This is a genomic window from Aromatoleum evansii (assembly GCF_045689615.1).
Taxonomy (GTDB): domain Bacteria; phylum Pseudomonadota; class Gammaproteobacteria; order Burkholderiales; family Rhodocyclaceae; genus Aromatoleum; species Aromatoleum evansii.
Map to the genome: position 1 here is coordinate 2,630,384 of NZ_CP141259.1, position 14,342 is coordinate 2,644,725.

The window sequence follows — 14,342 nt, forward strand, 5'->3', positions numbered from 1 at the left end:
TGAAACGGAATCGACCGTTTACATCGTTCGAATTCCGCTGTAACGTTTCGCACAGATCGTTTTGCGAACCACTGTTTCGCTGTGCGAACGATTCAAAAGCAAACCACACAGGAGCAGTGATGAGCACAGAAGTCCTGGTCGAACGCCCCGCCCCGGGCGTTGCCGTGATTCGGATCAATCGCACCGAAGCCCGCAATGCGCTGAACCAGTCGGTGCGCGTCGCGCTGGCGGATAACTTCACGGTACTGGGCAACGATCCCGAGGTGCGCTGCATCGTGCTGACCGGCTCCGAGCGGATTTTCGCAGCCGGCGCCGATCTCCGCGATCTCGCCGAACGCAGCGCGGTCGACATGATGCTGCGTAACACCCATCGCCTGTGGCAAGCCATCGCCGCCTGCCCGAAACCGGTCATCGCGGCGGTCAACGGTCTCGCACTCGGCGGCGGCTGCGAGCTCGCGATGCACGCCGACATCATTGTCGCGGGCGAAGGTGCGGCCTTCGGCCAGCCCGAGGTGCGCGTGGGCATCATGCCCGGCGCCGGCGGCACGCAGCGGCTGACGCGCGCGATCGGCAAGTTCCGCGCGATGAAGATGGTGCTCACCGGCCAGCCGGTCGCCGCGCGTGAGGCGCTCGAGATGGGCCTCGCGAGCGAGGTCGTCGCCGATGCCGAAGTGTTTTCGCGCGCGCTCGCACTCGCCGCCGAGATCGCCGCGCTGCCGCCGCTCGCGGTGATGCAGATCAAGGAGGTCGTGCTCGCCGGCCAGGACGCCTCGCTCGATGCCGCGCTCGCGCTCGAACGCAAGGCCTTCCAGCTCCTCTTCGCGAGCGAGGACCAGAAGGAAGGCATGCGCGCCTTCCTCGACAAGCGCCAACCCGAATACCAAGGACGCTGAACCATGCTCGATTCCACCCGCAACGACCTCCTGCTCGGCGTCGTCGGCACCGGCCTGATGGGCCGCGGCATTGCCCAGATCGCCGCCCAAGGCGGCGTGCGCGTGCTGTTGCACGACGCCCGCCCGGAAGCTGCCGCCGAAGCGCGCGAGGCGATCGCGCAAACCCTTGCGACGCTCGCCGGAAAGGGCAGGATTTCTGCCGACGACGCGGCCGCCGCCACTGCGCGCCTCGGTATCGCCGACTCGCTCGACGCGCTGGCCGACTGCCACGTCGTCGTCGAGGCGATCGTCGAACGGCTCGACGCGAAGCGTGAACTCTTCGCCCGCCTCGAAGGCATCGTCGGCGACGCGTGCGTGCTCGCGACCAACACCTCTTCGCTGTCGGTGACCGCCATCGCCGCCGGCTGCCGCGTGCCCGGGCGCGTCGGCGGCTTCCACTTCTTCAGCCCGGTGCCGCTGATGAAGATCGTCGAGGTCATCGACGGCGCGATGACCGAAGCGTGGGTCGGCGACGCGCTCACCGCGCTCGCGCGGCGCATGGGCCACCAGCCTGTGCGCGCGCAGGACACGCCGGGGTTCATCGTCAATCACGCCGGCCGCGCCTTCGGCACCGAGGCGCTACGCATCCTCGGCGAAGGCATCGCCGGCGTCGCCGACATCGACCGCATTCTGCGCGAAGCCGCCGGTTTCCGCATGGGGCCGTTCGAGCTCCTCGACCTCACGGGGCTCGACGTCTCGCATCCGGTGATGGAATCGATTTACGACCAGTACTACCAGGAGCCGCGCTACCGCCCGTCGCCGATCACGCGCCAGCGCCTCGCCGCGGGCCTGCTGGGCCGCAAGAGCGGGCGCGGCTTCTACGTCTATCGCGACGGCAAGGCCGAGGTGCCGGCCGAGGACGCGCCGCCGCCCCGCACCGACACCCCGGTGTGGCTGAGTCGGCGCAACGCCGCCGCGGCCGAACGCGTCGCGGCGCTCCTCAGCAAGCTCGGCGCGCCGCTCGAGACTGGCGCGCGCCCGAGCGCCGACGCGCTGTGCCTCGTCCTGCCGCTCGGCGAGGACGCGACCGCCGCGGCGCTCGCCGAAGGGCTGGACCCCGCGCGCACGCTCGCGCTCGACCCCCTGACTCTCGACGGCCGCCGCACACTGATGCGCACGCCGCTCACGCGCCGCGACCTCGCGGAGGCCGCGCGCGGCCTCCTCGCCGCCGACGGCACACCGGTCACGGTGATCAACGACAGCCCCGGCTTCGTCGCGCAGCGCGTGCTCGCGACGATCGTCAACATCGGCTGCGACATCGCCCAGCAGCGCATCGCCACCCCCGAGGACATCGACCGCGCGGTGACGTTGGGCCTCGGCTATCCGAAGGGTCCGCTCGCGCTGGGCGACGCGCTCGGCGCCGCGACCGTGCTCGCGATCCTCGACGCGATGCACGCGATCTACCGTGATCCGCGCTACCGGCCGAGCCCGTGGCTCGTGCGCCGCGCGCGGCTGAACGTCTCCTTGCTGACCCCCGAAGACTGACCCATTACACATAAGGAATCCCCATGCTCGACGCTTACATCTACGACGGCTTGCGCTCGCCGTTCGGCCGCCATGCCGGCAAGCTCGCCCCTGTGCGCCCCGACGACCTCGTCGCGACCGTGATGCGTGAACTCGTCGCCCGTTCGCCCTTCCGCCCTGAACAGATCGAGGACGTGATCCTCGGCTGCACCTCGCAAGCCGGCGAGGACAGCCGCAACGTCGCGCGCAATGCGTTGCTCGCGGCAGGCCTGCCGCCCACGGTGCCCGGCCAGACCGTCAACCGCCTGTGCGCGAGCGGCCTCGCCGCGGTGCTCGACAGCGCCCGCGCAATCACGACCGGCGAAGGCGAGCTCTATCTCGCCGGCGGTGTCGAGAGCATGAGCCGCGCCCCCTTCGTCGTCGCGAAGGCGGAAGCCGCCTACAGCCGCGACTTCAAGGTCTACGATTCGACGATCGGCGCCCGCTTCCCGAACCCCAAGGTCGTCGAGCAGTACGGCGGCGACTCGATGCCCGAGACCGGCGACAACGTCGCGGCCGAGTTCGGCATCACGCGCGACCAGGCCGACCGCTTCGCCGCCGCGTCACAGGCGAAATACGCGGCGGCGAAGGAAGCCGGCTTCTTCGCCGGCGAGATCCTGTCCATCAGCGTGCCTACGGGGCGCAAGACCCCGCCGCTGACCGTCAGCGAAGACGAGCACCCCCGCCCCGACACGACCTACGACACCCTTGCGAAACTGAAACCCCTCTTCGAAGGCGGCGTCGTCACCGCCGGCAACGCCTCCGGTCTCAATGACGGCGCCGCGGCGCTGCTGATCGGCAACGCCGCGGTCGGCGAACGCGCCGGCGCGAAACCGATCGCGCGCATCCTAGCGGGCGCCGCGGCCGGCGTCGAGCCGCGCATCATGGGCGTCGGCCCGGCCTACGCGATCCCGAAGGCGCTCGAACGCGCCGGCCTCACGCTCGCCGACATGGACATCATCGAGATCAACGAGGCTTTCGCGTCGCAGGTGCTGGGCTGCCTGAAGCTGATGAACGTCGCCTTCGACGATCCGCGCGTCAATCCCAACGGCGGCGCCATCGCGATCGGCCACCCGCTGGGCGCCTCCGGCGCACGCCTCGCGCTGACCGTCGCGCGACAGCTGCAGCGTACCAACGGCCGCTACGCCGCGATCAGCCTGTGCATCGGCGTCGGCCAGGGGCTGGCGATCATCATCGAGCGCGTCTGAGAACGGGACAGGAGACGAAGATGACCGAAGGCGCCCTGTCCCACCTCCGCGTGCTCGACCTGTCGCGCGTGCTCGCCGGCCCCTGGGCCGGCCAGACGCTCGCCGACCTGGGCGCCGACGTCATCAAGGTCGAACGCCCCGGCAGCGGCGACGACACCCGCGGCTGGGGCCCGCCCTACCTCAAGGACCGCGACGGCGAGGACACCCGCGAAGCGGCCTACTACCTCGCCGCGAACCGCGGCAAGCGCTCGGTGACGATCGACATCACGCGCCCCGAGGGCCAGGCACTGGTGCGCGAGCTGGCCGCCGAGAGCGACATCCTGATCGAGAACTACAAGGTCGGCGCGCTCGCGCGCTACGGCCTCGGCTACGAGGACATCCGCAAGCTCAATTCGCGCCTCATCTACTGCTCGATCACCGGCTTCGGACAGAACGGGCCGCTCGCCGAGATTCCCGGCTACGACTTCATCATCCAGGCGATGGGCGGCATGATGAGCATCACCGGCGAACGCGACGAACTGCCCGGCGGTGGCCCGCAGAAACTCGGCATCGCCTTCGCCGACCTGATGACCGGCATGTATGCGACCGTCGCGATCCTCGCCGCGCTCGCGCACCGCGACGTCAGCGGCACCGGCCAGTACATCGACATGGCGTTGCTCGACGTGCAGGTCGCGAGCATGTCCAACATGAACCTCAACTACCTCACCTCGGGCCGCGTGCCGGGACGCCACGGCAACGCCCACGCGAACATCGTGCCCTACCAGGTCTTCCCCGCACAGGACCTGCCCTTCGTGGTCGCCGCCGGCAACGACGGACAGTTCGCGAAACTCGCCGCGGTCGTCGGCCGCCCGGAACTCGCCGTCGACCCGCGCTTCGCGACCAACGCCGGCCGCGTGCGCCATCGCGAGGAGCTGATCCCGCTGCTCGAGGCGCTCTTCCGCGAGCGCCCCGCGCAGCACTGGATCGACGCGCTCGGCGCGGCCGGCGTCCCGAGCGGGCCGATCAACGATATCGCCCAGGCGCTCGACCACCCGCAGGTGCGCCATCGCGGCATGCGCATCGAGCTGCCCCACCCGCAGGCCGGCACGGTGCCGCTCGTCGCGAGCCCGTTCAAGCTCTCCACGACGCCGGTCCGCTACGATCGGCCGCCGCCGCTGCTTGGCGAACACACGCGGGAGATCCTCGCCAACCGCCTCGGCCGCACTAGTGCCGAGATCGAGGCCCTGCACGCGCGCGGGGTGATCTGATGACGACGACGCCCCTCGACGACGCAACCGGCGCGCGCCTGATCGTCGAACGCCACGGCCCGGTGCTGCAGCTCACCCTCAGCAATCCGGCGCTGCGCAACGCCCTGCACCCCGACATCTACGCCGCCGGCCTCACCGCCGTCACCGACGCCGCCGCCGACCCGACGCTCGGTGCGATCGTCCTGACCGGCGACGGTGCGCACTTCTGCGCCGGCGGCAACGTCAAGCGGCTCGCCGCGAACCGCCAGCGCCCGCCCGAAATCCAGCGCGACGGCATCGAGTGCTTCCACCGCTGGGTACTGGCGCTGCGCCGCTGCCCGCTGCCCATCGTCGCCGCGGTCGAAGGCAGCGCCGCCGGCGCGGGATTCTCGCTCGCGCTCGCCTGCGACCTCATCGTCGCCGCCGAGAGCGCGAAGTTCGGCATGGCCTACGTCAAGATCGGCCTGAGCCCCGACGGTGGCGGCTCGGCCTTCGCCGGCCGCGCGCTGCCGCGCCAGCTCGCCGCCGAACTGCTGCTCACGGGCGCCCCGATCGACAGCCGGCGCCTGCAGGCGCTCGGCGTCGTCAATCGCGTCGTCGCCGACGGCACCGCGCTCGCCGAGGGGCTCGCGCTCGCACAAGGGCTCGCGCGCGGGCCGCGCCACGCCCAAGCCCGCATCAAGGCGTTGCTCGACGCCGCGCCTACGACCCCGCTCGAGATGCAACTCGCCTTCGAACGGGACCACTTCCTCGACAGTCTGTTCGGCCCCGAAGCGGCCGAAGGCGTCGAAGCCTTCTGCGCGAAGCGTGCGCCCGATTTCAGCCGGAGCACGATGTGAAGATGCCCGAGTTGAACGCAACGGAGTCGACCACCCGCGAAATGAACCCGGCCGACCAGCCCCCGACCTTCCGCACCCGCATCACCGAACTCTTCGACACGCGCCTGCCGATCGTCGCGAGCGGTCTGCAGTGGTTGTCGAACGCGGATTACGTCGCCGCGGCCGCACACGCCGGCATAATCGGTTTCATCACCGCGGCAAGCTTCGCCGAACTCGACGATCTGCGCCGCGAGATCCGCCGCTGCCGCGAGCTCGCGGATGGCAAGCCCTTCGGCGTCAACATCTCGATGCTACCGAAGCTCGCCAAGGGCGACCGTGTCGATGCCGTCGTCGACCTCGTCTGCGATGAAGGCGTACGCTTCGTCGAGACCGCCGGCCGCAATCCCGAGCCCTACCTGCCGCGTCTGCACGCGGCGGGCATCAAGGTGCTGCACAAGGTGCCGACCGTGCGCCACGCGCGCTCGGCGCAGGCCGCGGGCGTCGACGCGATCACGGTGGTCGGCGCCGAATGCGGCGGCCATCCCGGCACTGAACTGATCGGTACGATGGTTCAGGTCGCCCTTGCCGCGCGCGACCTCACCGTCCCGCTCATCGCCGCGGGGGGTATCGCGACCGGCGCCCAACTCGTCGCCGCGCTGGCGCTCGGCGCCGACGGCGTCGCAATCGGCACACGATTCCTCGTCGCGGAGGAAATCTGGGCGCATCCAGATTACAAAGCCCGGCTTATAGCGGCGCAAGAAACCGACACCGCACTCGTCATGGAGTCGCTCAAGAACACGGTACGCGCGCTTCGTAATGACACTACCGATACTGTCCGGAAGATCGAAATCGAAGCTGGGGGCGACCTTGAAACACTGATGCCACACATCGCAGGCCGGATAGGTCGGCAAGCATACGAGTCGGGTAACACCCGGCACGGCATCCTATCGCTTGGGCAATCTGTTGCCTTTGCCGATCAGGTCGAACCTTTAAACAATATTGTCTGCCGACTTGAAGCGGAAGCGAGAATAGCGCTTGAACAGCTGGACAAGAAATGCAGCCGATGAATCGGCGGGCGCAACGCCGGGATAGTGGCCCCAGTCGGCCAGAAAAGCTGACCGAGACCTACCGGGAATCGGACGAGTTGCAGCGGGCGATGCGCTACAGCGAGATTTTCAGCCGGTCATGGCGCAAGAGGGACCGGGATGTGAGCACCGGATACCTATGGGTATAAAATACTTGTCCAAACGGCCAACAATCAAAAAAATCCTGTAGCGCTTCGAAAAATCCGGGCACGAGGGCGACGCTTCATGGACTTGGTTGGCTACGAATTCCTTCGGCGCAGGCTCAACCTGAGCGCCTTCCCGCTGGCCCATCCGGCGCGGGTGGCGCCGGTCCAGCGCATTATGCATCTGCCGAACGACGGCGTGCAGGTGCCGCGCACCGTTGCGCCCGAGTCCGACCATCCGCTCGATCATGTGCTCTTCTCGCTTCGCCACGAAGGGATCAATCTGCAGGTGCTCGCCGAAGCAATGCCGCACATCCCCGCCGAGGATCTGGTACAGCGCTTGCGCGCGACGCCCTCCGGGCCCTACATCCGGCAAGCGTGCTATCTGTGGGAGTCGTTCACCGGGCGCGAGTTATCCGCAAAGCCGAAGCTTTCGTGGCCTTGTTGCAGCAAGCGCACGAGAACATTGAGCTGACGGAACAGTATCTGTCCGATCTACAGTCCTCGACGCTCTCGAACCCATACGATCGGGCAGCCTGCTTTCGTCACGAGCAGAACTGGCTGCGCGGGGCAAGCAGCGTCACCTATGTGCCGCCGGCCCCCGATCTGCTGACGAGCCTGATGCCTGCCTTCATGGCAATGGCGAACGGCCTGTCCAAACAGATCGACCCGATCGTTGCGGCATCCGTCGAGTCCTTCGGTTTCGTGTTCCTGCACCCCTACATGGATGGCAACGGCCGCCTGTCACGTTTCCAGTTTCATCACGCCTTGTGTCAGTCCGGCCAACTGGAACCGGGCCTGCTGCTGCCCGTGTCGATCGCAATGAAGCGCCACGAGGAGCAGTATCTGCTGGCCCTGCAGTCCTTTTCGAAGCCGGCCCGCAAGCTGTGGGATGTGACGTGGATCGACGAGGATCAGTTCGCGTTCGACTTCAAGGGGCAGCCTTCGATCTATCGCTACTGGGATGCCACGCCTTGCGTCGAGTTCGGCTTCCGGATGGCTGAAGAAGCCCTCAACGTCGATCTACGGCACGAGACCGAGTTTCTCGCGAGCTTCGACCGCATCAGCAGGGCCGTGAACGAGGAATTCGATTTGCGGTCGAACGACCAGCACCTGTTGATCGGATGGGCGCTGCAAAACGGGGGCGCGATCTCGAAGAAACGGCGCAAGCAGTTGATCGAAAGGGTGCCCGCCGAAGCCTTCGAGTTCATAGAAGCGCTGGTGAAGGCTGAACTCGCGCAGCAGGAGGCGCCGAGTCCTTCACGTCCTCGATCCGGTCCCGGCCTCTGAACAGAGTGCCGGGTGGGCATGAGGACATTCGGGCGCCATGCAGGCTCATCGAGCCTTGGCTGCGAAAGCGGCCTCGAAATGACACTTACGTTGAAGCGCTCGGCTCAATGCTCCGGTTCAATTGGCGTCAGCCAGTTCTCCGTGATCACTTCGGGGTACCGTGCGAAGTCCTTCATGTTGTTGGTGACGACCGCAACGCCGAGCGCCACAGCATGGGCTGCAATCAACTTGTCGAGGTGATCCTTCTTGCTCTCGCGAGAGGCCAGTCGGATCGGGCCATACGCAATTGCCGCTTCGGCATCGAACGGCATCACAGGAATATCCTGGATGAGGTCGTCAAGATTGGCGCGCTCGCGCTCCGGATCGGCCGACACCGCTACCCCGTATTGAAGTTCGGCAAAGGTGATTGCTGACATTACGACATCACCCACATAGCACTCGGCAAAGCGTCGAGCGACCTCCTCGGGATGGTTCTTCATCAGATAGATGCACATGTTGGTGTCGAGCATGTAGCGCGCCATCACAGGGCATCCCTTTCGGCTTGCTCCTGATCGCCGCGACCTTCAGCCATGAAGTCCGGGGAGAACCTCGCGAACTTGGCCATTACACCAGCGAGAGACCGACGCGCGGGACGAATGCGCAACTCGTCGCCCACGCGTTCGATTTCCAGCTCGATGTCGGTGCGTTCATAAGCCAGGTCCGATGGGATACGCACGGCCTGTGAATTGCCGTTCTTGAAGGCACGCGTGGTGTGCATGGCAAGCCCCTATGGCGGATGTACGATGTGTGTACATTAGGCCGGGCGAGCTATTTTGTAAATACGTGGATGTACACACATCGGACGAAAGATCCTGGCACCCCGCACGGATCCCCTACCAAACCGAGTCGAATTTAGCGGCCGGCCTCGGGCCGCATCCCATCGGCGGTGGTGCGCAGACCGACGGCGCCTCCGCACGGACGCGGGGCGCCCTCGCGCAATCGCGCTTCGTTCCCCGTGGTCAACTTACGGCGGGAGTTGAACCCGCGGCAATGCGTCCGTGCCGGGTACACAAGACAGGCGGCGCCTGGTCTCCCGGACGCCGCCTAGACTCGCGCCACGCGACGGCTCAGCTCACGCGGACTTCGATCTTGCGGGGACGGAATTCCGAGCGTTTCGGGATGTGCACCGTCAGCACGCCATCCTTCAGGCTCGCTTCGGTTCGCTCCGCGTCCAGCTCGCCGCTCAGCGCAAAGCTGCGCGCATAGCGCGTGGCCTGCACGTCCGCGTACAGCGCTTCCATCCCCTCCGGCATGTCGATCACCACGTCACCCTCTATGGTCAAGCGATGACGATCGGCCTGAACGTTGAGACGGTCCTTCGCGACACCGGGGAGGTCCGCCTCCACCGTGATCCCTTCGCTGTCCTCGAAGATATCAACCAGCGGCATCAGCGTGCGCACCTCCTCACCCGTTTTCACCTGCACTGCGCTTGTGCCGGCGTCTTGCGTCCTTGCAACTTCCGATGTGGTTTCCATGATGCACCTCCATCACGTTCACCGTACTTCGATCTGCCGCGGGCGCACCGATTCGCGGCGCGGGACGGTGATATGCAGGACGCCATCCCGGTAGTTCGCATCCGCGTGTTCGGGATCCACATCCTCGGGCAACGAAACGACCCGACGGAAATCGCCGCCGAAACGCTCGCGCCGGTAGTAGGCGCCCCCTTCCCGGGTCGGCACCTCGCGGCTGCCCGACACTGCCAGCAGACTCTTCTCGATCGAGATGTCGACCGTCTTCGGATCGAGTCCGGCCCCGAAGAGGTAAACGTCCACCCTCTCCGGACTTGCGCCGATGTTGACCTGCGGGAATGAGCCTCTGCGAACGGCCCGGATCCCGGTCGTCCGATTCAGCGTGTCGAACATCCTGTCCATTTCCTCTTCGAACGGCGCGAAATCGTCGAAGATGCTCTTGTCGAAACTGCTCATCCAACTGCCCAACATGACCCCCACGTCCTTTCCGGAAGCCTGATACGTTTCCTCCGTCTAGCGCTTGATTACGTCGCCGGCGTCCACCACCCGCCGATGCTCTTGTCCGTACCCAGCGCCCAGAGCGCGAGTACGGCGACCACCAGACCGACGAGCACTGCATTCCACACGGCCGCCGTGACTCCCGCAAAGCCGAGGATCCACGGCGAGGCCACGAGCCATGCGCCGATTGCCACGCTTGACCACTCTTCCCAAGCCGCGACCTTGAAGAGTTCGAACAACGCGAGTGCTGCGACGAGCGCTCCGGCAATCACCGCATTCCAGGTCGGCGTCGTCTCCATCGCGTAGGAAAACGCCCACGGCGATACCGCGAGCCACACGCCCAAGATGAGATTCACCGGGTCTTGCCAGTGTTTGACTGTTGCTGACATGATCTTCCCTCCGCACACGACGAATGCAGATCACCGTCCGACCGCGAGGGGAGACTGCGGATGGTCGTCACCGGGCAATTCGCTCGACTGACTACCGCGATCCGGTGCGCTCGACCGACCCGCCGTCTCGCCTTGGGGTCATCCGGGTACCTTCACGCTGCTGTTGACCGCGGCGACGAATGCCGGTTCCCATCCCACGCCTCCGCGCGACGCCGGCGCAGGGGTTGGGCGAAATCGGCCGCCGGCACCGGCCGTCCGACCACGAAGCCTTGGACTTCGTCGCAGCCGTGGGCACGCAGGTTCTCCAGTTGCTCGACCGTCTCAACCCCCTCCGCGATGACCTTGAGCTTCAGGCTGTGCGCGACCGCGACGATCGCGCGCACGATCGCGACGCTGTCGGCGTCGTGCGCGATGTCGCTGACGAACGAGCGGTCGATCTTCAGCGTCGCAACCGGCAACCGCTTTAGGTAGCTCATCGCCGAATAGCCAGTGCCGAAATCGTCGATCGACAGCTGCACCCCCAGCCCCCGCAGCTTGCGCAATACCTCCATCGATTCGGGCGCGCACTCCATCAGACTGCTCTCGGTGATCTCCAGCTCGAGGTAGCACGGATCCAGCCCCGTCTCGGCGAGCACGCGCGCGACGATCTTCTCGACACCGTGGCGGAACTGGCGCGCCGACACGTTGACGGCCGCGCGCAACGGCGGCAACCCCGCCTGCTGCCACGCCTTGTTCTGCCGGCAAGCCGCGGCGAGTGCCCATTCGCCGATCGACTCGACGAGGCCGGTCTCCTCCGCAATCGGGATGAAGCGGGTCGGCGCCACCCGCCCGAGTTCGGGCTCGTCCCAGCGCGCGAGGGCCTCGAAACCGACGATGTCTCCGCTGGCGATATCGACCTGGGGCTGGTATTCGAGCACCAGTTCGCCACGCTCCACCGCTCCACGCAGGCGGGTCTCGAGGTTGAGGCGGTCGAGCACCTGGGTCTTCATCTGCGGCGTATAGAACTGGTAGGTGCCGCCGCCCTCGCCCTTGGCACGATACAGGGCGGTATCGGCGTTCTCGAGCAGGGCCGCCGCATGCCCTGCATCCTCCGGAAAAAGCGTGATGCCGACGCTCGCCGTTGCATACACGGTATGACCGACCAACTCGAAGGGCTGCGACGACAACGCCGCGAGCAGCCGCTCCGCCACGAGCACCGGTTCGCGCAAATGCTGGAACTCGGGCAGGAACGCGGCAAAGCTGTCGCCGCCGAAGTGGGCCAGCGTGTCGCGCGGCAGACAGGCGGCGAGGCGCGCGGCGACCGCCTGCAGCAGCAGGTCGCCGTAGGCATGTCCGAAGGACTCGTTGATCGCGTTGAAACGATCCAGATCGAGCAGCAGCACGGCCAGCGAACGGCGGTCCGCGCGCGCGCGGGCGACCGCCGCCCCGAGGCGTTCCGAAAACAGATACCGGTTCGGAAGATCGGTGAGCGGATCGTGCAGGGCCATGTGGCGCAACTGCGCCTCGTGGGTCGTCCGGAGATCGAGCGACAACTTGCGCATGCGCGCCAGCACCTGCAGGCGCACCTGCAACTCGGCCTTCTCGATCGGCGTCGCGATCACCTCGTCGACGGTTTGCCACAGCTGTTGCGTGCCGAGGCCGGCGCCGCGCCGCGCGGTCACAAACAGGAAGGGCAGCAGGATCGGCTGCTCGCGTTCCTTGCGCGCAGCGATCGCATCGCGCAGCCGCTCCAGCGCCGGGCCGTCGACGATGCCGAGGTCGAAGGGCTGCCCGAGCGACCCTGCACTCTCGCCGACCACGACCTGATAGTGCGGGGCGAGCCACTCCGCCAGCAGGCGGCGGTTGCGGCGATGAGCGAGCAGCAGCAGAACGCGCGTCACGCCGGCTCCTCCAGCAGGCCGCGCACCATCTGCGCGAGCAGCTTCGGCGAGAGCGGTTTGGGTAGTACCGCCCGCGCCCCGCAGCGTGCGCCGTGCAGTTGCATGAAGGGTTTCGCGCGCCGCCCGACCAGCACCAGCACCTCGACCTGGCGCTCGCGCAGCCGGCGGCAGCGGTCCCACACGGCAATGTCGAATCCGTCGACATCCACCAGCGCAAGCGCGATCGCGCCGGACTGCGCGAGCACCGCGTCGAACTGCGCCAGATCGGCCGCGCACAGCGTCTCGAAGCCGTTGCCCGACAGGCATTGCAGCAGGAGGGCGAGATTGCGCGGATTGCGGTCGACAACGAGGACCGCCCGCGGTGGCACACTGTTCATTGGGGCGTGACTCCAGACTCGTGGCGCCACTCCGGGGTACCGGTCAGAATGCCGCGCAGGTCGGTGAGGGGCTTGCCGACCTTGATGCCGTCGGCGGTGATCTCGATCTCGCGCAAGGTCTTCTCGAAGTCGCCGAGGCGCTTCTTCAGAACGCCTATCGCCTTGCGCAGCTCACCGCGAACCTCGAGATAGCGCAGAAACACGATGTTGTCGGCCAGATACCCCAGGCCGGTCTCTGTGGCCTGGAAGTCACCCGTGATCGACTCGACTTCGTCCACCAGCAGCACGGTCATGCCGCGGTTGCGCAGATCACGGCACAGGGCATGAAGGTCGCTGACCAGATCGTCTCCGCTTAGCGAGAGCCGGAATCCCGCGATGCTGTCGATCACCGCGGTGCGCGCGCCCTGGTTTTCGATGTCGCGCACGACCTGCCGGTAGAACTCCGCCGGCGAAAAGCGCAACGGCTCGATCTGTTGCAGCCGCAACGTACCCTGCCCCACCAGCGACCGCACGGGCAGGCTGATGGCGTCGCAACGGCGCAGGATCATCTCCACGCTTTCGTCGAACGTATACACGATGCCGTGTCCGCGGCGCGCCGCAACCTCCTTGAGCAACTGCAAGCACAGGGTCGTCTTGCCCACGCCCGACGGGCCGCTGATGATGGTCACGGTGCCGCGCTCGATGCCGCCGTGCAGCAGTTCGTCGAGGCCGGGCACACCCAGGGACTGAATCTCGCCGGCAATCTCGTCCCGCGGCTGGTCCGGAACGAGCCGCGGGAAGATCGTCATGCCGGTGTCGCCCAAGCGCAGCGCATGCCAGCCATCGCGAAAACCCGAACCGCGGAATTTCGCGACATTCAGGCTGCGCCCCTGCGGCGTCACGGCGAGGGTGATCACCCCGTCGGCCATGAACTGCAGATCCTCGTCCGGGGCGGTCGGACTGCCTTCGGAAGTGAACAGAACCGTCGCGCCCTGCCCCACAAGAAAGCGCAGGAAGGACAATACCTGCTTGAAGAAGTGGAACGGCTCCGCCGCCAGGTAGCGGAACTGCGTCATCGCGTCAAGAAAGACGCGCTGCGGTCGCAAGGCTTCGATCTCGCCGACGATGCGGCGGGTGATCGGCTCCAGATCGACCTCTGCCGGCGAAAAGATGTCGTACGAGCCGGACTCGGCGAAAAACTCCGGTGTCGGCGACAGATCGAGGAAGCTCACCCGCTCGAGCTCGAGGCCCAGCGCCGATCCGTTTTGCCGCAACTGCTTCTCCGGCTCGGCGAGCGTGATGAAGAGGCTGCGCTCCCCTTGCCTCGCCCCCGCGGCGAGGAAATGCAGCCCCAGCATCGTCTTCCCCGTTCCGGGACCGCCGCGCACGAGATAGGCACGGTCCTTGATGAAACCGCCGCACAGCACTTCATCCAGCCCGTCGATGCCGCTGCCGATGCGCACCCCCAGATCGTCCAGATTCATGGCAAGGCACTCCGCTTCCTTG

General features: G+C 66.8%; 16 protein-coding genes. 8 read left to right on the forward strand and 8 right to left on the reverse strand.

What is annotated here, in order from left to right:
- Positions 1-119 precede the first annotated feature (119 nt).
- From U5817_RS12330 to U5817_RS12365, 8 genes are all read left to right on the forward strand, one after another.
- Positions 120-893 (forward strand): enoyl-CoA hydratase, encoded by a 774-nt coding sequence (locus tag U5817_RS12330; protein WP_191659535.1) that lies wholly within the window; start codon positions 120-122, stop codon positions 891-893.
- A gap of 3 nt (positions 894-896) precedes the next feature.
- Complete coding sequence (locus tag U5817_RS12335) at positions 897-2,417, forward strand: 3-hydroxyacyl-CoA dehydrogenase (RefSeq protein ID WP_018991770.1); 1,521 nt, start codon at positions 897-899, stop codon at positions 2,415-2,417.
- Positions 2,418-2,440: 23 nt separating this feature from the next.
- Positions 2,441-3,643, forward strand: a complete 1,203-nt coding sequence (locus U5817_RS12340) for a 3-oxoadipyl-CoA thiolase (RefSeq protein ID WP_018991769.1) — start codon at positions 2,441-2,443, stop codon at positions 3,641-3,643.
- Positions 3,644-3,663: 20 nt separating this feature from the next.
- Entirely contained in the window at positions 3,664-4,890 is a 1,227-nt protein-coding gene (locus tag U5817_RS12345; RefSeq protein ID WP_018991768.1) for a CaiB/BaiF CoA-transferase family protein, read from the forward strand.
- On the forward strand, positions 4,890-5,708 hold the full coding sequence (locus U5817_RS12350) for an oxepin-CoA hydrolase, alternative type (RefSeq protein ID WP_018991767.1): 819 nt from the start codon (positions 4,890-4,892) through the stop codon (positions 5,706-5,708). Before U5817_RS12345 ends, U5817_RS12350 begins: the two co-directional genes overlap by 1 nt.
- Before the next feature lie 2 nt (positions 5,709-5,710).
- Complete coding sequence (locus tag U5817_RS12355; RefSeq protein WP_224792865.1) at positions 5,711-6,754, forward strand: nitronate monooxygenase family protein; 1,044 nt, start codon at positions 5,711-5,713, stop codon at positions 6,752-6,754.
- Positions 6,755-6,997: 243 nt separating this feature from the next.
- On the forward strand, positions 6,998-7,390 hold the full coding sequence (locus U5817_RS12360) for a hypothetical protein (RefSeq protein ID WP_051092329.1): 393 nt from the start codon (positions 6,998-7,000) through the stop codon (positions 7,388-7,390).
- Positions 7,351-8,205, forward strand: coding sequence for a Fic family protein (locus U5817_RS12365; RefSeq protein ID WP_051092328.1), 855 nt, complete (start codon positions 7,351-7,353; stop codon positions 8,203-8,205). The genes U5817_RS12360 and U5817_RS12365 overlap by 40 nt, the downstream gene beginning before the upstream one ends.
- Before the next feature lie 104 nt (positions 8,206-8,309).
- Here U5817_RS12365 and U5817_RS12370 read toward each other — a convergent pair whose 3' ends face one another.
- The 8 genes from U5817_RS12370 to U5817_RS12405 all read right to left on the reverse strand — a co-directional run bounded on the left by U5817_RS12370 (position 8,310) and on the right by U5817_RS12405 (position 14,320).
- A complete protein-coding gene (locus tag U5817_RS12370) occupies positions 8,310-8,726 on the reverse strand; it encodes a type II toxin-antitoxin system VapC family toxin (RefSeq protein ID WP_191659534.1) in 417 nt (138 codons plus the stop codon).
- Positions 8,726-8,962 (reverse strand): type II toxin-antitoxin system VapB family antitoxin, encoded by a 237-nt coding sequence (gene vapB, locus U5817_RS12375; RefSeq protein WP_169138600.1) that lies wholly within the window; start codon positions 8,960-8,962, stop codon positions 8,726-8,728. The genes U5817_RS12370 and vapB overlap by 1 nt, the downstream gene beginning before the upstream one ends.
- 349 nt (positions 8,963-9,311) lie before the next feature.
- Positions 9,312-9,719, reverse strand: coding sequence for an Hsp20/alpha crystallin family protein (locus U5817_RS12380; protein WP_191659533.1), 408 nt, complete (start codon positions 9,717-9,719; stop codon positions 9,312-9,314).
- Positions 9,720-9,737: 18 nt separating this feature from the next.
- The gene (locus U5817_RS12385) at positions 9,738-10,106 is read right to left on the reverse strand and encodes an Hsp20/alpha crystallin family protein (protein ID WP_224792856.1); all 369 of its coding nucleotides are present in this window, start codon (positions 10,104-10,106) and stop codon (positions 9,738-9,740) included.
- A 131-nt stretch (positions 10,107-10,237) separates the two neighbouring features.
- Positions 10,238-10,600, reverse strand: coding sequence for an SPW repeat protein (locus U5817_RS12390; protein ID WP_026296189.1), 363 nt, complete (start codon positions 10,598-10,600; stop codon positions 10,238-10,240).
- Between the two features lie 152 nt (positions 10,601-10,752).
- The gene (locus U5817_RS12395; RefSeq protein WP_191659532.1) at positions 10,753-12,480 is read right to left on the reverse strand and encodes an EAL domain-containing protein; all 1,728 of its coding nucleotides are present in this window, start codon (positions 12,478-12,480) and stop codon (positions 10,753-10,755) included.
- Positions 12,477-12,857 carry a two-component system response regulator gene (locus U5817_RS12400; RefSeq protein ID WP_018991758.1) on the reverse strand — a complete coding sequence of 127 codons (381 nt, stop codon included), beginning with the start codon at positions 12,855-12,857 and terminating at the stop codon, positions 12,477-12,479. The genes U5817_RS12395 and U5817_RS12400 overlap by 4 nt, the downstream gene beginning before the upstream one ends.
- Positions 12,854-14,320, reverse strand: coding sequence for an ATPase domain-containing protein (locus U5817_RS12405; RefSeq protein ID WP_191659531.1), 1,467 nt, complete (start codon positions 14,318-14,320; stop codon positions 12,854-12,856). Before U5817_RS12405 ends, U5817_RS12400 begins: the two co-directional genes overlap by 4 nt.
- Positions 14,321-14,342: the final 22 nt, after the last annotated feature.

Bases quoted from the DNA above. Each gene is read 5' to 3' on its own strand.
- U5817_RS12380 (WP_191659533.1), bottom strand. From the start codon at position 9,719: ATGGAAACCACATCGGAAGTTGCAAGGACGCAAGACGCCGGCACAAGC.
- U5817_RS12335 (WP_018991770.1), top strand. From the start codon at position 897: ATGCTCGATTCCACCCGCAACGACCTCCTGCTCGGCGTCGTCGGCACC.
- U5817_RS12370 (WP_191659534.1), bottom strand. From the start codon at position 8,726: ATGGCGCGCTACATGCTCGACACCAACATGTGCATCTATCTGATGAAG.
- U5817_RS12390 (WP_026296189.1), bottom strand. From the start codon at position 10,600: ATGTCAGCAACAGTCAAACACTGGCAAGACCCGGTGAATCTCATCTTG.
- U5817_RS12360 (WP_051092329.1), top strand. From the start codon at position 6,998: ATGGACTTGGTTGGCTACGAATTCCTTCGGCGCAGGCTCAACCTGAGC.
- vapB (WP_169138600.1), bottom strand. From the start codon at position 8,962: ATGCACACCACGCGTGCCTTCAAGAACGGCAATTCACAGGCCGTGCGT.
- U5817_RS12345 (WP_018991768.1), top strand. From the start codon at position 3,664: ATGACCGAAGGCGCCCTGTCCCACCTCCGCGTGCTCGACCTGTCGCGC.
- U5817_RS12400 (WP_018991758.1), bottom strand. From the start codon at position 12,857: ATGAACAGTGTGCCACCGCGGGCGGTCCTCGTTGTCGACCGCAATCCG.
- U5817_RS12340 (WP_018991769.1), top strand. From the start codon at position 2,441: ATGCTCGACGCTTACATCTACGACGGCTTGCGCTCGCCGTTCGGCCGC.
- U5817_RS12330 (WP_191659535.1), top strand. From the start codon at position 120: ATGAGCACAGAAGTCCTGGTCGAACGCCCCGCCCCGGGCGTTGCCGTG.
- U5817_RS12350 (WP_018991767.1), top strand. From the start codon at position 4,890: ATGACGACGACGCCCCTCGACGACGCAACCGGCGCGCGCCTGATCGTC.
- U5817_RS12385 (WP_224792856.1), bottom strand. From the start codon at position 10,106: ATGTTCGACACGCTGAATCGGACGACCGGGATCCGGGCCGTTCGCAGA.
- U5817_RS12355 (WP_224792865.1), top strand. From the start codon at position 5,711: ATGCCCGAGTTGAACGCAACGGAGTCGACCACCCGCGAAATGAACCCG.
- U5817_RS12405 (WP_191659531.1), bottom strand. From the start codon at position 14,320: ATGAATCTGGACGATCTGGGGGTGCGCATCGGCAGCGGCATCGACGGG.